Raw genomic sequence first — 14,229 nt, 5'->3', positions numbered from 1 at the left:
GAGATCCGCATGACCGATGAGGACGGCGTCCGGGAGGACCGTCTCGACGCCCTGCTGACCGCCGTGCTCGGCCGGATCGGCGGAGCCGACCCGCGACTGCGCGAGCTGACGGCCTCGCTGGTCCGGCACCTGCACGCGTTCGTCCGGGAGACCCGGCCGACCGAGGACGAGTGGCTGACCGGGATCGACTTCCTCGTCCGCACCGGGCACACCTGCACCGACCGGCGCAACGAGTTCATCCTGCTGTCGGACATGCTCGGCCTCACCTCAGCCGTCGACGAGGTCAACCACGCCGGCCCGGCCGAGGCGACGCCGTCCTCCGTCGAGGGCCCCTTCCACGCCCCCGCTCCCCCGCGCGAGAACGGCGCGTGGATCGCCGAGGGCCCCGAGCGCCGCCGGGGCCAGGCCATGGTCGTGCGCGGACGGGTCACCGACACCGGCGGGACACCGATCGAGGGGGCCACCGTCGACATCTGGCAGGCCGACGACGCCGGGCACTACGACAGCCAGGACCCGGCCCAGCCGCCCGGCAACCTGCGCGGCCTGTTCACCACCGGGGCCGACGGCGCGTACTGGTTCCGCAGCGTCGTCCCCTCCAGCTACCCGGTGCCCACCGACGGCCCGGTCGGCGGGCTGCTGCGCGCGCTCGGCCGCCATCCGATGCGCCCGGCCCACATCCACTACCGCGTGGAGGCGCCGGGACACCGGCCGGTGACCACGCACGTCTTCGTCGCCGGTGACGAATACCTGGATTCCGACGCCGCATTCGCGGTCAAGGAGGAACTGATCGTGACGCCGGTCATGCGGCGGGAGGGCGAGTCCTACGGACTGGACGGCCCGTTCGCCGACTTCGTGTTCGACGTGCGGCTCGTTCCGCTGGAGGTGGCTCGATGAAGCTCGTCGGCATTCGCGAGGGACGGCGGGTGGACGTCGCCGTCCAGCTCGGCGACCGGGTCACCCCGATCGCCGAGGTCGGCGACTTCTACGCCGACCTCGATCACTGGCTGCCGCAGGCCCGCCGTACGGACACCGGGCTGCTCCCGGTCGCGCACGTCGACCTCGCCCCGCCGGTGCCGCCGTCGGCCCGGGTGATCTGCATCGGGCTCAACTACCGGGCACACGCGGCCGAGGGCGGCTTCACCCCGCCCGAGCATCCGACCGTCTTCGGCCGCTGGGTGGCGTCCCTCACGGCGGACGGCACGCCCGCTCCGGTGCCGGCCGGCGAGCCCGGCCTGGACTGGGAGGGCGAGGTCGCCGCCGTCGTGGGGCGGCGGCTGACCGACGCCGACCAGGCGAGTGCCGCCGCGGCCGTGCTCGGCTACGCCGCCTTCAACGACCTCACCGCCCGCACCGCGCAGAAGCTCACCGCGCAGTGGACGCTGGGCAAGAACGCCGACCGCAGCGGACCCATGGGTCCCCTGGTGACCGCCGACGAGGTCGGCGACCTGGCCGGCGGGCTGAGCGTGCGCACCCGGGTCAACGGCGAGACCGTCCAGGACGGGAACACGCGCGACATGATCTTCAGCGTCGGCGAGCTGCTGGCGCGGATCAGCCGTACGTTCACCCTCGAACCGGGCGACGTGCTCGCCACCGGCACGCCCGAGGGCGTGGGCTACGTGCGCAAGCCACCGCGCTTCCTGCGGCCCGGGGACGTGGTCGAGGTGGAGATCGACCGGCTCGGCGTGCTGCGCACGCCCATCGTCGGCTCCGACCAGCGGCCGTGAACGTCCCCGTCCTCATCGCGGGCGGCGGGCCGAGCGGCCTGGCCGCCGCCGTCGAACTCGGGCGGCGCGGGGTCGAGGTACTCGTCGTGGAGCCCCGGACCACGCTGGACTCGCTGCGCCCGCGCGCGAAGACCACCAGCGTCCGCACGATGGAGCACCTGCGCCGCTGGGGCCTGGCCGACCGGCTGCGCGCCGCCTGCCCGCTGCCGGTCGCGCACGCGCAGGACGTCGTCTTCTGCACCGGCCTGTTCGGGCACGAGATCACCCGCTTCCGTGAGGCGTTCGGCCTGACGACGTCCCGCCGCGAGGAGTACGCCGAAGCCGGACAGCAGGCGCCTCAGCCGCTGGTCGAGCGGGTGCTGCGCGAGGCCGCCGCCGAACTGCCCGCCGTACGGCTGCTCACCGGATGGCGGGTCACCGAGATCGCCGACGGCGACGACGAGGTCCGGGCCGTGATCGAGGGCCCGGACGGGGAGACCCGGCACGTCACCGCCGGCTACCTGCTCGGCTGCGACGGCGGCGGCGGTGTCAGCCGCGCCGCGATCGGGGCGAGGTACGAGGGGTCCTCCGGCGCGCTGCCCAACCTGAGCGTCACCTTCCGCAGCCGGGCGCTGCGGGAGCGGCCGTTGTGCGCGGTCGGCGTGCACTACTGGGTGATCGGCGCCGAGCGCGGCGGGCTCATGGGCCGCCTCGACCTCGACGGCACCTGGTGGGCGATCATCCAGGGCGTGGACCCGGCCGCCGAGCCGGCCGACCCGGCCCGGCTGGTGCGGGCCCTCGCGGGCGCCGACATCGACGTCGAGGTGCTGGCGACCGACCCCTGGTCGGCGCGCATGCTGCTGGCCGACCGCTATCGCGGACGGCGGGTCTTCCTGGTCGGCGACGCCGCCCACCTCAACCCGCCGTGGGGCGGGCACGGCTTCAACACCTGCGTCGGGGACGCGGTCAACATCGGCTGGAAGCTCGCCGCCGTGCTGGGCGGCTGGGCGCCGGAGTCGCTGCTCGGCAGCTACGAGCCGGAACGCCGCCCGGTGGCCGAGCGGACGATCGCGGCCGCCGGTGCGCAGGAGGCGTTCCTCGCGCCGTCGTTCGCCGCCGGAGACCTGCACGACCCGGTCGCGGGCAGGCCGCTGCGCGACGAACTCGCCCGCCGCCTGGTCGTTAAGGACACCGAGTTCCACAGCCTCGGACTGGTGCTGGGCTACGACTACCCGGACTCCCCCGTCGTGGTCCCGGACGGCCGGCCGCTGCCCATGCCGGGGCTGGCGGCCTACACCCCGTCGGCGCATCCCGGCGCCCGGCTGCCGCACACCTGGCTGCCGGACGGCCGTTCGCTCTACGACGCGCTCGGCGACGGGTTCACCCTGCTGCGCCTGACCGCGGGCGCGGACAGCCGCCCGCTGGCGGACGCCGCCGCCCGGCGCTCGGCCCCGCTGGACGTGCTCGACCTGGCCGCGCTGCCGGGGCTCGAAGAGCGGTACGGCGCCGCCCTGGTGCTGGTGCGGCCCGACCAGCACGTCGTCTGGCGCGGCGACCGCGCCGAGGAGCCGGACGCCCTGCTGGCGCGGGTGCTCGGGGACGGCGTCTCCGCGGCCTGACGACCGCGCCGCCGATCGCGGCTAGCCCACGTTTGTGGGGTTGTCTCACCCACTTCCTACCAGCACATACTCGACATACACCGCATTCCCGTCAGACAGAGAGGTGAAGGCATGGCCTTCGATCCGAGGGAAGCTCTGCGTGAAGCCGGCATCCTGAACAGCCCGCTGGCCGCCGAGGTCGAGGAGGCGTTCGCCACCTTGACCCGGGAGGAAGTCGACCTCCTCATCTCGCTCAAGGACAAGCTCCCCGCAGCGCTGCCCGGGGTGCTGGCGCACGCCGGCGCCGGCGGCGAGTGGTCCCGGCCCGAGGTGGAGGCCCACACCGTGCCGGTCGAGGGCAAGTGCATGTGCGGGGCCTGGTCGGGCTCCGGGTCCGGGGCGGACTAGTCAGGACGGTTCGCGGGTGCGGCTCCGGCCGCGCATTCGCCCACAGAGTCTGGGGCCGCACCTGCGGCTGAGAGCGCAAAGGGGAATGATGCCTGGGAAACTCGCGCGGAACCGCTCGTTGATCGACGTACCGGCAGACCTGACCTACTTCGTGCACGACGGGAAGTACCTGGTCCTCAACCCGCAGGTGGGCGGCCGGATCGTCCTCGACGCACGTGAGTTCGCCGTCCTGGCGGCCCTGGCCCGTCCCCGGTCGGGCGGGGAGCCGGCCCCTCTCGGCGACAACGACGAGAACGACGAGACCGATCGGATCCTCGCCAAGCTCATCCTGAACTGCATCGTCTACTACAACGGGAACCGCCCGAAGCTCACCATCAGGGAGCCGGCGCTCCGCCAGGTGTATTACGCGATCACCGACGGGTGCAACCTCCGCTGCCCGTACTGCTACGCCTCCTCCGAGAAGTGCCTCCCCGGGGAGCTCACCACCGCCGAGTCTCTCGACCTGGTCTCCCAGGTCGCCGCCATCGGGGCCAAGACCATGATCTTCACCGGCGGCGAGCCCATGCTCCGCAAGGACCTGTTCCGGATCGTGGAGCACGCCAACGACAGCGGACTCACATCGAACATCGTCACCAACGCCACGATGATCAGGAAGCCCGCGCAGGCCAAGCGGTTCGCCGAGCTGTTCGGCATGGTCACGGTGAGCGTCGACGGCGGCACGGCCGAGACCCACGACCGCACCCGCGGCGCCGGCTCCTTCGCCCGGACCTACCGTGCCCTGCGACTGCTCAACGACGCCGGTGTGGTGCCGCGGATCAACCACATCGTCACCTCCGACAACGTCGACGAGCTGGAGGACTTCGCGAGGTTCGCCGAGGGGCTCGAGGTTCACAGCATCCGGCTGATGTACCACAACGACCTGGGCCGGGGCGAGAGCGACGAGTACGACTTCGGCTGGGAAGACCACATGCGGATCCAGCAGATCACCTGGACGTCTCCTGCCGCCGGCAAGCTGCTGCCGGACGGCCCGAGGCCGATCACGCCGTGCTCGGTGAAGGCCAACTGCGGGATGGGCGGCAACGAGATCTACATCAACTCGCTGGGCGACGTGTATCCGTGCAAGCTCGTCACCGGACGGTCGCACCACGCGGGCAACGTACGGCGGCAGCCGCTGTCGGAGATCTTCGCAGGGCCGCTCCTGCGCGGGATGCGCACCAGCACCGTGCTCGGCGGCGACTACCACTCCGACTGCGCGAAGTGCTACATCAAGGCGTCCTGCGGCGGCGGATGCCGGGCCGCGCACATGGCCGAGTCCAGGGACCTGCGGCGCAACAGCCGCCACCAGTGCCGCATCCTGCGGCACGGCATCGCCACCCAGCTGTGGCTGGAGGCCGGTGTCAGCCCCTCGGAGCTCGCCGCCGACGACCGCGAGATGACGACACCCCGCCTGGTCGTCAGCGACGACGTCCATCCCGTCTTCGACGACTGGAAGACCTATGTTCCCCCCTCGCGCGGCACCGTCAGGGTCGGCGAGTTGCTTCCCATCACGCCGGTATAGAGGAGGTCAGTGTGTCACTGCGGATCAGCGAGGCCGTGATCTGGCAGGAGGCCGGGGAGGGCGTCTCGCTCTACAACACCGAGACGGGCGACTTCCACAGCCTGAACGACACCGGCTCCAGGATATGGAGGCTGGTGGCGAGCGACGGCGAACGGGAGCCGGTCATGTTCAAGCTGTCCCGCGAGTTCGCCGGCAGCAACTCCGCGATGAGCAGGCGCATCGTCGCGGACGTCCAGGAGTTCATCGGCACCATGATCGAGCAGGGCCTCATCGAGGAGGTCCCGGCCCGGGAGCCCGCGGTCAAGGAAGAGTCGCTGTCGTGACGCGTCCGCCGGCCGCCGTCCGATGAGCAGGGCGGTCGTCCTCGGCGGTGGCCTCGCGGGCGTGCTCGCCGCCACCGTGCTCGCCGGGTACGCGGACGAGGTGGTCCTGGTCGAAGGCGACCGTTACCCCTCCGGTCCGCGCCCCCGGCGGGGGCTGCCCCAGTCGCACCACAGTCACGTGCTCGTGGCCGGCGGCGCGCGGGCGCTCGACGCGTTGCTGCCCGGAACGGTCGGCGCACTCCTCGCGAACGGCGCGCACCTGCGGGGCCTTCCCGGCGACGCCCTCATCTACTCCGCCGACGGCTGGTTCCACCGTCTGCGCACCGACGCCCACCTGATCTCCTGCACCCGGGGTTTGCTGGACCAGGTGGTGCGGCGGCGGGCGCTCGGCGACGGCGACGTCGTGGTCTGGGAGGACACACAGGCGCTTGGACTCATCGGGGACGAGGCTCGGGTCACCGGTGTCTCGGTCAGCCGGCGGGGCGCCCCGCCCGAAACCGTACGCGCGGACCTCGTCGTCGACGCGACGGGACGCAGGTCGAAGTCGCCCCGGTGGCTCGCCGAGATCGGTGCCGGGGACATCGAGGAGGTGTCGGTCGCCACCGGCCTGGCCTACGCGACGCGCCTCTACCGGGCGCCCGGCGACCTGGCCGCCGCGATCCCGGCGATCATGCTGCATCCGGGGACGGCGAAGGGGCAGCCGGCTCGGGGGGCGACGTTGTTCCCCGTCGAGGACGGCCGGTGGATCGTCACGCTGACCGGCACCCGGGGCGGTGAGCCGCCGACCGACGAGCAGGGCTTCGCGGCCTTCGCGCGCTCGCTGCGCGACCCGATCGTGGCGGACCTCATGGCGGAGGCCACACCCCTCGGCGCCATCCGGCCGTACCGCGACACCGTCAACAGGAGGCGGTTCTTCGAGCGGGCGCGCCTGCCCGCCGGTTTCGCGGTCGTCGGCGACGCGGCGGTCGCGGTGAACCCCGTCCACTCGCACGGGATGTCGGTCGCCGCGCTCGGCGCGCTCAGACTGCGCGAGGAACTGGCCCGGCACGGTATCGGGCCGTCCCTGTTCGCCGGACTCCAGGCCGCCCTCGCGGCGGAGGCGGAGCGGTCCTGGCGGATGGCGATCGAGCAAGACGCCGGGCGGGCCGGGGATCAGGCCGGGAAGCAGCCTGGCCGCGAGGGTGCGGCGCGGCGGGAGCCCAACGCGTTCGAGCGCGAGATCCGCACCCGCCTGGCCCAGGCGAAGCTGAGCAGCGCGCGGCTCGCCGCCGACTTCTTCGGCGTCCAGACATTGATCTCCGGCGAGGCCGCGACGGACAGGTCGGAGGTCGCCCGGGTGCTGACCGGGCGGCCGGAGCCCCTCCTCACCAGCGAGGAGGCGATCGGGCAGCACCCGGCCCTGGCCGCGTGGCGGCGCTCACGGTTCGCCGCCGTGACCCGCTGAAACCCCCTGAATCCCGCAGAGCCCGCCGAGACCCCGCGAACGCGGCACGGCTGCTCGTCGGGCGGTCGAGGGCCGCCCAGGACGGCGCACTCGCCCGCCGTCCGTGGACGGTCTGCGAGGAGCTGACCGGCGTCACGTTCCCGCTTGCCGCGCCAAGGGCCCGTAGCGACGTCCCCGGTGCCTGAGCCGGTGTGAGATCGGCAGTCGATCGACGGGATCCGCCGGCGGGCGCGGGCCGGTGCGGCATCAGGCGGTCCGGAGCGGGACTCAGGCCGGCTCCGCGACGAGGACGCGGATCTCCGAACCCCCCAGCGGCGGTGTGACCTCGGCCAGGCTGAAGCCGGCCGCGGCGAACAGGTCCCGGAACTCGGTCATGCCGCGTTCCCGGCCGCCGGTGTAGACGAGCATGGCGATGTCGCTCATGACGGCCCCGGCCGCCTCCGGCGTGCCGAGGCCGTACGGCATCACCGGCTCCAGCACGAGCAGGCGGCCGTCCGCCGCGATCGACCTGCGGCAACTGCGCAGAAGAGCGGTGCAGCGCCGGTCGTCCCAGTCGTGCAGGACGCCCTTCACCAGCATGACGTCGCCCTCGGGCACGGCCTCGAAGAAGTCGCCGACCTCGATCGCGCACCGGTCGGACAGCCCCGCCCGCCGCAGCTCCTCGGCGGCGCCGGCGACCCCCTCGGCGGTGTCGAGCAGGATTCCCTTGAGGCCCGGGGTGGCGGCCAGCACCGCGGCCAGCAACGAGCCGTTCCCGCCGCCGACGTCCACCACGGTATTGGCGCCGGTGAAGTCGTACGCCTTGGGGAGCGCCGGCGCGATCTGTTCGGTGCCCTCGCGCATCGCGGTGTTGAACACCGCCGACAGCTCCGGGTGGCGGGCGAGGTGGTCGAACAGCGGCCTGCCGTGCACGTGGTCCCACGCCGCCTCACCGGTCCGCACGCTGTGGGTCAGCGCGCCCCACGCCCGCCAGGTGTCGGGGTCGCCGAGCAGCAGGAGGCTGGAGCGCATCGACCACGGGTGGTCGGCACGCAACGGCTGCCCCTGCTCGGTCAGCGTGAAGCACCCGGGCTCCCCCTCTTCCGCCACGCCCAGCACCGCCAGCGCGCGCAGCAGCCGGCCCAGCGCGTGCGGATCCGACCCGGTGGACTCCGCGAGCCGCGTGACCGGTACGGCCCCCTGCGCCAGCAGATCCGGCACGCCGAGCCGGACGGCCGCGTAGAGGATCTGCGAGGACGCGTAGCCGAAGGCCATCCGGGACAGGTTCGCGTACCCCGCGAGGCCTCGCGGTCGGTCACTCATGGGCCGGCTCCTTTCGGCGCGTGACAGGTGTCCGGCGAGTGCGTAGCCGCAGGGGCAGGCGGCGTACGCCGTGCAGGAACAGGTCGGGCGTCCATTCCAGGTCGGCGGGATCGACCGCCAGGGCGATCCCGGGGAAGCGGCGCACCAGCGCGCCGATGGCGGCCGTGGCCTGCAGCCGCGCCAGCGCCGCGCCGAGGCAGAAGTGGGCACCGTGACCGAAGCCCAGGTGGCGGTTCGGGCTGCGGCCGATGTCGAAGACGTCCGGCCGGGGAAAGGCCGCCGGGTCGCGGTTGGCCGCCAGCAGCACCGGCACCACGACGTCGCCACGGGGGATCACGGTGCCGCCGATCTCGACGCCGGCGAGGGCGTACAGCGGCCGGGAGTGCCCGACCGGGCCGTTGTAGCGCAGCGCCTCCTCGACCATCGAGCCGATCAGCTCGGGACGCGCGCGCAGCCGCTCCAGCTGGCGGGGGTGCCGCAGCAGCTCCAGCACGCCGTTCCCGATCAGGTTGACCGTCGTCTCGTCCCCCGCGAGCAGCAGCTGGAACACGCTGGAGATCAGTTCGATGCGGCTGATCCCGCCCGCCCGCTCCGCCGCGGCGAGCCGGGACAGCAGGTCCTCCCGCGGGTGCGCCCGCCGCTCGTCGATCCTCTCGTTGGCGTACGCCATGAACTCCATGCCGGCGTGGCGCACCCGGAACGGGTCTCCGCTGCCCACGATCTCGTCGCTCCACCCGCGCAGCAGGGCGCGGTCCTCGGGGGGCAGGCCGAGCAGCTCGGCGACGACCAGGATCGGCAGCGGCAGCGCCAGGTCCCGGATCAGGTCGGCCTCGCCTCCGGCGGCCGCCATGCCGTCCACCAGCTCGCCGGCGACCCGGTGGACGTGCCGCTCCAGCACGGCCACCGTACGGGCGCCGAAGGCCGGCGCCATCAGCCTGCGTATGCGGGTGTGGTCGGGCGGGTCGAGATGGAACACGTTGCGCCGCAGCATGGCCAGCGGGTCGCGCATCTCCGCCCGGCGGTGCGGCGCGGCGAGCTCGGGAGGCAGCCGGTCGAGCTGACGCCCGACGTCCGGGTCGAGCAGCGCGCGCTGCACGTCGGCGTACCGCGTGAGATACCACAGCACGCGGCCGCTCGCCGGGCTCACGTACCGATAGACCGGCGCGTGCTCGCGCATGCGGTGGAACAGCGGGTGGGGGTTCGGACGATAACGCGCCGCCGCCGGGTCGAAGGGGTGCTCCGACGTGGTCACGGTCATGGCCCTCTCCTCACGGGGCGCGCCGGCGGGCCAGCGGGGGGAACCGCAGGCGCCGGTCCGGGACACGCCCGTCCGCCGGGCGCCGCCCGGCCGGCGTCAACGGCTCCCGTGCTCATGGTCGCGCTCCGCTCACTCGTCGGCCCACCACTCCGCTCACTCGTCGGCTCGCCGCTCTGCGGCACGCGCGTTCTGGACGTCGAGGGCGAAGAACCTCCTGACGGTGTGTCCCAGCTCCTGTATGCCGGTGAAGCCCCGCCGGGCCAACTCCACCTCCGCCGAGGTCCCCTTGCGGTGCCAGTGGCGGAGGAAGATCTTCGCGCAGATCTCCGGCGGCGGGACGGCGAGCCGTCCGCGGGTCCGCTCCGCGACCTCGTCGGCGCGCTCGACGATCTCGGACCACTCGTGCCAGTGGCCCGACTCCCTGACCCGCTCCAGGACGACCGGCCTCCAGTCTTCCGACTGCCAGGTCGGCCAGACCCGCACCATGACCAGCCGGAGCTGCTCGGCGACCGGCAGGGCGGTGAGCTCCGTTCCGATGAGCCACGAGGCGAGGACCGGCGGCAGAGTGGCGGGCTCGGCGACCCCGAGCCTGGCGCGGGCGTACGCCTCCGGGCCGAGGCCCTGAGCCGCGGCGAGGTCCGTCAGCAGGCCGGTCAGCGCCTCCTCGTGCAGGCGGGGGTAGTCGTCGCCGAACAGCCGCCCCGCGTTCACGACGTCGAGGTCGGTCATCCACCTGCCGGGCGCGTACTCGCGCCTCGACCGCCATTTGAGCGCCTCGTAGTGGGTGATCCCCGTCAGCGCCGTGCCGGCCGCCCAGGCCGCGGATCTCTCGCCGGGGCGCTCGCCGACCGCCCGCAGCGCCGCCATCGCGTCCAGCCGCTTGACGTCCCACTCGCCCGTGCCGATCAGCCGCTCCAGCGTCGCGAGGCAGGCGCGGTCGCCGGAGTCCACCGCCGCGTCCAGCTCGCGCCAGGTCCGCCGCATGAAGGGCAGCGCCTTCGCGGCTCGCACGATCCGCTCCCCCGCCGCCGCCGGGACCAGGCCCGTCCGGGCGCCTTCCCTGCAGCCGTACCGGAGGTTGACCAGCGCCACCGTCCCGGCGGGGTACCCGCGCTCGGCCGGTCCGTGCACCACGGCGACCTCGTCGTCCCCGTCCACCTCGCCGGTCGCGTACATGTCGAACACGGTCCCGGCGCCGCTCATGCCGTACGGGCTCAGCTCCGCCGCGCGCAACGCGCCCATGCTGGCCGCCCCGATGACGTGCACGCCCTCGTCGAGCAGCCAGAGGATCTCCTTGTGGCCCACCGACAACCGCTCGCGGTAGTAGCCGTCGATGATGACGGCGGTGTCGTCCGGGCTCCAGGTCTCGGCGAGGAGGTCGCCCCGGGCCACGGGCGGCCGCACCCGCGCCTGTGGCACGACGCTCAGGACCTCGTCACGGGAGATCGTCGGGCCGGTGTAGACGACCACGTTCCGCGCACTCATCAAAACACCCTCGCTCATCAGAAAACCCGGCTCCTCAGAAAACCTCTGCGCAGACGCGGCTCCCCGGCGCCAGCACCCTGACGACCGGGACTCCGATGTCCTCCCTCGTCAGGTCGACGACGAGGGGCGCGTGGGAGAAGGCGACCGCGGCCCGTTTCACCACGTCCTCCAGGTCGTCGACCAGGCTCTCGTGCGCGCGCATCGGCGTTATCGGCGTTCCGGCCTCCCGGTCCGGCTCCGGCCGGCGCCTGGCGCTCAGGTCGTCCTGGATGTCGGGCCGCAGGTCGTCGCGCGCGCCCGAGACGTAGCCGAGCCTGGCCTGCGCCGCCTCCGTGAGGGCGCGGCTGAGCGCGATATCCGAGCTCAGGTGGCAGCCGAAGCCCATGAACGGCGGAGGATAGTCGTCGCAGGTGATCCGGGCGACGAAGCACGGCAGCCCGGTCGGTGAAGTCAAGGACCTCGCTTCCAGGCGGACCCCGGCCCGCTCCATCGTCACGCACAGGTCGTCGACGACCGGCGACCCGAGCGAGCGCGGGTCGACCCGGACGCCCCGGTCGCCGCCGGTGACGAAGGCCGTCACCGCGTCCCGCTCGATCACCTCGTACAACGCGTGCAGTACGGCCTCCGCCTGAGTGTTCCCGCTGGCCAGTCCGTTCGTCGAGGAGAAGAACGCCGGAGGGTTCCAGCCCGTCCTGCGGACGAGGGTGAACTCCACCACGTCCTTCGGGACGAGGGTCTGCGACCCGTCGACCAGCGACCTGGCGGCGACCCAGTCCACCGGCAGGCCGTCGTGCAGCAGGGTCGGCGTGCACAGCGGGAGAGCGTGGACGTCGTAGCTCAGCTTCCCGGCCAGCTCGCGGGGAGAGGCCGTCGTGACCGGCCGCATGGGCTGCTCCGCGTGCCAGAGCTCGATGGCCTCCATCATCGCGGACAGCTTCGCCAGGTCGGGCGTGACGCCCTTCCCCTGGGAGACGGCGAGGGTCCGGGCCGTGGGTCTTATCGCCTGGAACGTCGGGATGCCGAGGGTGTCGAGCATCGTGATGTCCGCGACCCGGGTGACCCCGGTCCGGCACGCCGCGCGGCCGGCCATCTCCAGGGAGGCGGCCGGGTCCCGGGCCCGGTCCGTCCCCGGCAACCGGACCTTCGACTCGTCCGAGAGGGAGAGGATCCATGAGTGGGAGGAGGTGTCTGTCCGCATCGTCCCCTTGCCCTGGTCTAAGTGACTGCCGAGGTGAGGTGCCGGATCGGATGGCGCCGCTCAGATGTTTCCGGCTCAGATGTTTCCGGCTCAGATGTTGCCGGCGCGGTTGAGCAGGGCCCGGCCGCCCACGGCGTAGCCGACGACCGCCATGACCGCCAGCACGAGCAGGTCCACCCATGCCTCGCCGAACCCGAAGACGGCGCCGTCCCGCATGCCGTTGATCGCGTACGTCAGCGGGTTGACCACGGAGATCCACTGCAGCACGGTGGGCATGCTCTCGGTGGTGTACATCGAGGGGGCGCTGAAGACGAGGACGGGCATCGACACGTTCGACAGCACCATGAAGGCCTGGTAGTCGGTGATCGTGATCGCGGCCGCCAGGTACAGCCCGTTGAGCGCCAGGGCCGACAGCGTGAGCGCCGTCAGCAGCCCGAACCAGTTCTCCGGGCCGAACGGGAGGTCGAACATGATCGCCGCCACGGCGAGGCCCAGCAGGGTCTGCCCCAGCACCAGCGACACTCCGGCGATCATCTTGCCGAGCAGGAAGCGCGACCTGCGCATGGGGTACGACCACAACTGGGTGGCCACCCCGCTCATCTCCTCCTGGAACACGGCCATGGCGGACGTGCCCGCCGCGCTGACGACCGACATCGCCAGCGTCATGGGGAGCAGGAAGACCGCGAACCCCACGCTGACGCCCTTGTAGTCGACGACCCTGACGAGGTTGCTCAGCGAGGTGTTCACCAGCAGCAGATACACCAGCATCGGCGTCAGGCCGAGGATGAGGTAGACCCGGTTGCGGGCGAGCAGCGCGTACTCCCGGTAGAGCACCGCGGACAGGTCCGTCGCCCTCGCGGTCCGGGCGGGGGGCGTGGCGTGGAAGTGCAGCCCGGCGGCCATCGTCACCCCTCGTTTCCGGTCATCCGGAGGAAGACCTCCTCGAGCGAGTCCACGGCGGTCGACACTCCGGTGATCGCGATCGCGTGCTCCTGGCAGTATCGGGACAGCTCCGGCAGGACGTCCCGCGCGTTCGCGTCGTCGATGCGCACCTCGTCGTCCTCCGTCTTGGCTCGCAGCCCGGCGGACTCCGCCCAGGCGGCCACCAGGCCGCCCGACGCGGGGTCCTCGACGGTCACCAGCAGGTGGGTGCTGCCGAACTCCTCCACGAGTTCGCGCGGCTTGGCGAAGCGCAGCACCTTCCCCCGGTCGACGACCAGGACGCGCTGGCTGTTGCGCTCCAGCTCGTCGATGTGGTGGCTGGTCCACAGCACGGTCACGCCGTGCTCCTCGCGCAACCAGGTCACGAAGCGCTCGACCTGACGCCGCCCCGCGACGTCAAGACCGGCGGAAGGCTCGTCGAGGATGAGCAGCCGCGGGATCGTGAGCAGCGCCCGCACCAGTTGCAACCGCTGCCGCTGCCCCCCCGACATCTGGAAGACCAGGCGCTGCATCGCGCCGGTGAGGCCGAGGAAGTCCGACACCTCCAGCGCCCACGGCCGCACGTCGCGCCACCGCAGGCCGCGGAACCGGGCGGCGATCCGCAGGTTGTCGAGCGCCGGCAGCATCATGTCGAACGGGCCTGTCTGGTGCATCGCCCCGATGCCGCTCTTCGCGAGGACGGGCTGGCGCACCGGATCGGCGTCGAACACCCGGATTTCCCCGGAGGTGGGGGTGGTGACTCCGCAGATCATCTTGATGATGGTCGTCTTGCCGGCGCCGTTGGGGCCCAGGAGCCCGACGGTCTCCCCTTCGGCGATCTCGAAGGAGACGTCGTCCACGGCCGGTCTCTCGCTGCCCCGATAGCGTTTGGTCAGCCCCACTGCCGTCACGACATCTCTCAACACAGCCTGCCCTTCACTTCGCCCTCCCGCTGTCGGTGTGCTCCTGAGCGATGTGAGCGGCTCTCCGCTCGTCCCCGGCCTGACCGGAACGCGTCGCAGGTCGAGTAT

General features: G+C 72.5%; 13 protein-coding genes. 7 read left to right on the top strand and 6 right to left on the bottom strand.

Translation table 11 applies throughout. The features are described 5' to 3' along the window. The first annotated feature begins 9 nt into the window (after positions 1-9). From IL992_RS41965 to IL992_RS41935, 7 genes are all read left to right on the top strand, one after another. Positions 10-894: a dioxygenase family protein gene (locus IL992_RS41965; protein WP_193208856.1), complete on the top strand. Its 885-nt coding sequence runs from the start codon at positions 10-12 to the stop codon at positions 892-894. Continuing rightward, entirely contained in the window at positions 891-1,724 is an 834-nt protein-coding gene (locus IL992_RS41960) for a fumarylacetoacetate hydrolase family protein (RefSeq protein WP_193208855.1), read from the top strand. Before IL992_RS41965 ends, IL992_RS41960 begins: the two co-directional genes overlap by 4 nt. Next, positions 1,721-3,322 carry an FAD-dependent monooxygenase gene (locus tag IL992_RS41955; protein WP_193208854.1) on the top strand — a complete coding sequence of 534 codons (1,602 nt, stop codon included), beginning with the start codon at positions 1,721-1,723 and terminating at the stop codon, positions 3,320-3,322. The genes IL992_RS41960 and IL992_RS41955 overlap by 4 nt, the downstream gene beginning before the upstream one ends. A 111-nt stretch (positions 3,323-3,433) precedes the next feature. Beyond that, positions 3,434-3,709 carry a StsA-related sactipeptide RiPP gene (locus tag IL992_RS41950; protein ID WP_193208853.1) on the top strand — a complete coding sequence of 92 codons (276 nt, stop codon included), beginning with the start codon at positions 3,434-3,436 and terminating at the stop codon, positions 3,707-3,709. A gap of 85 nt (positions 3,710-3,794) precedes the next feature. Then, entirely contained in the window at positions 3,795-5,267 is a 1,473-nt protein-coding gene (gene stsB / locus IL992_RS41945) for a StsB family radical SAM/SPASM domain sactipeptide maturase (RefSeq protein WP_404804821.1), read from the top strand. Between the two features lie 11 nt (positions 5,268-5,278). Further along, positions 5,279-5,590 carry a PqqD family protein gene (locus IL992_RS41940; protein WP_193208851.1) on the top strand — a complete coding sequence of 104 codons (312 nt, stop codon included), beginning with the start codon at positions 5,279-5,281 and terminating at the stop codon, positions 5,588-5,590. A gap of 22 nt (positions 5,591-5,612) precedes the next feature. Next, the gene (locus IL992_RS41935; RefSeq protein WP_193208850.1) at positions 5,613-7,034 is read left to right on the top strand and encodes an NAD(P)/FAD-dependent oxidoreductase; all 1,422 of its coding nucleotides are present in this window, start codon (positions 5,613-5,615) and stop codon (positions 7,032-7,034) included. A 267-nt stretch (positions 7,035-7,301) separates the two neighbouring features. Here IL992_RS41935 and IL992_RS41930 read toward each other — a convergent pair whose 3' ends face one another. The 6 genes from IL992_RS41930 to IL992_RS41905 form a co-directional block, all read right to left on the bottom strand. Continuing rightward, complete coding sequence (locus tag IL992_RS41930; protein ID WP_193208849.1) at positions 7,302-8,336, bottom strand: methyltransferase; 1,035 nt, start codon at positions 8,334-8,336, stop codon at positions 7,302-7,304. Next, positions 8,329-9,594, bottom strand: coding sequence for a cytochrome P450 family protein (locus IL992_RS41925; RefSeq protein ID WP_193208848.1), 1,266 nt, complete (start codon positions 9,592-9,594; stop codon positions 8,329-8,331). Before IL992_RS41925 ends, IL992_RS41930 begins: the two co-directional genes overlap by 8 nt. Before the next feature lie 153 nt (positions 9,595-9,747). Then, the gene (locus IL992_RS41920) at positions 9,748-11,079 is read right to left on the bottom strand and encodes a TfuA-like protein (protein ID WP_193208847.1); all 1,332 of its coding nucleotides are present in this window, start codon (positions 11,077-11,079) and stop codon (positions 9,748-9,750) included. A 34-nt stretch (positions 11,080-11,113) separates the two neighbouring features. Next, a complete protein-coding gene (locus IL992_RS41915) occupies positions 11,114-12,277 on the bottom strand; it encodes a YcaO-like family protein (protein WP_193208846.1) in 1,164 nt (387 codons plus the stop codon). A gap of 90 nt (positions 12,278-12,367) precedes the next feature. Then, on the bottom strand, positions 12,368-13,180 hold the full coding sequence (locus tag IL992_RS41910; RefSeq protein ID WP_193208845.1) for an ABC transporter permease: 813 nt from the start codon (positions 13,178-13,180) through the stop codon (positions 12,368-12,370). A 2-nt stretch (positions 13,181-13,182) separates the two neighbouring features. After that, entirely contained in the window at positions 13,183-14,109 is a 927-nt protein-coding gene (locus IL992_RS41905) for an ABC transporter ATP-binding protein (protein ID WP_319019170.1), read from the bottom strand. Positions 14,110-14,229: the final 120 nt, after the last annotated feature.

This window comes from Microbispora sitophila, from assembly GCF_014892245.1.
Classification (GTDB): domain Bacteria; phylum Actinomycetota; class Actinomycetes; order Streptosporangiales; family Streptosporangiaceae; genus Microbispora; species Microbispora siamensis.
The sequence above is the reverse complement of the archived record's forward strand: the minus strand, read 5'-3'. Positions and strand labels throughout refer to the sequence as shown.

Bases quoted from the DNA above. Each gene is read 5' to 3' on its own strand.
- IL992_RS41965 (WP_193208856.1), top strand. From the start codon at position 10: ATGACCGATGAGGACGGCGTCCGGGAGGACCGTCTCGACGCCCTGCTG.
- IL992_RS41960 (WP_193208855.1), top strand. From the start codon at position 891: ATGAAGCTCGTCGGCATTCGCGAGGGACGGCGGGTGGACGTCGCCGTC.
- IL992_RS41950 (WP_193208853.1), top strand. From the start codon at position 3,434: ATGGCCTTCGATCCGAGGGAAGCTCTGCGTGAAGCCGGCATCCTGAAC.
- stsB (WP_404804821.1), top strand. From the start codon at position 3,795: ATGATGCCTGGGAAACTCGCGCGGAACCGCTCGTTGATCGACGTACCG.
- IL992_RS41935 (WP_193208850.1), top strand. From the start codon at position 5,613: ATGAGCAGGGCGGTCGTCCTCGGCGGTGGCCTCGCGGGCGTGCTCGCC.
- IL992_RS41930 (WP_193208849.1), bottom strand. From the start codon at position 8,336: ATGAGTGACCGACCGCGAGGCCTCGCGGGGTACGCGAACCTGTCCCGG.
- IL992_RS41925 (WP_193208848.1), bottom strand. From the start codon at position 9,594: ATGACCGTGACCACGTCGGAGCACCCCTTCGACCCGGCGGCGGCGCGT.
- IL992_RS41920 (WP_193208847.1), bottom strand. From the start codon at position 11,079: ATGAGTGCGCGGAACGTGGTCGTCTACACCGGCCCGACGATCTCCCGT.
- IL992_RS41915 (WP_193208846.1), bottom strand. From the start codon at position 12,277: ATGCGGACAGACACCTCCTCCCACTCATGGATCCTCTCCCTCTCGGAC.
- IL992_RS41910 (WP_193208845.1), bottom strand. From the start codon at position 13,180: ATGGCCGCCGGGCTGCACTTCCACGCCACGCCCCCCGCCCGGACCGCG.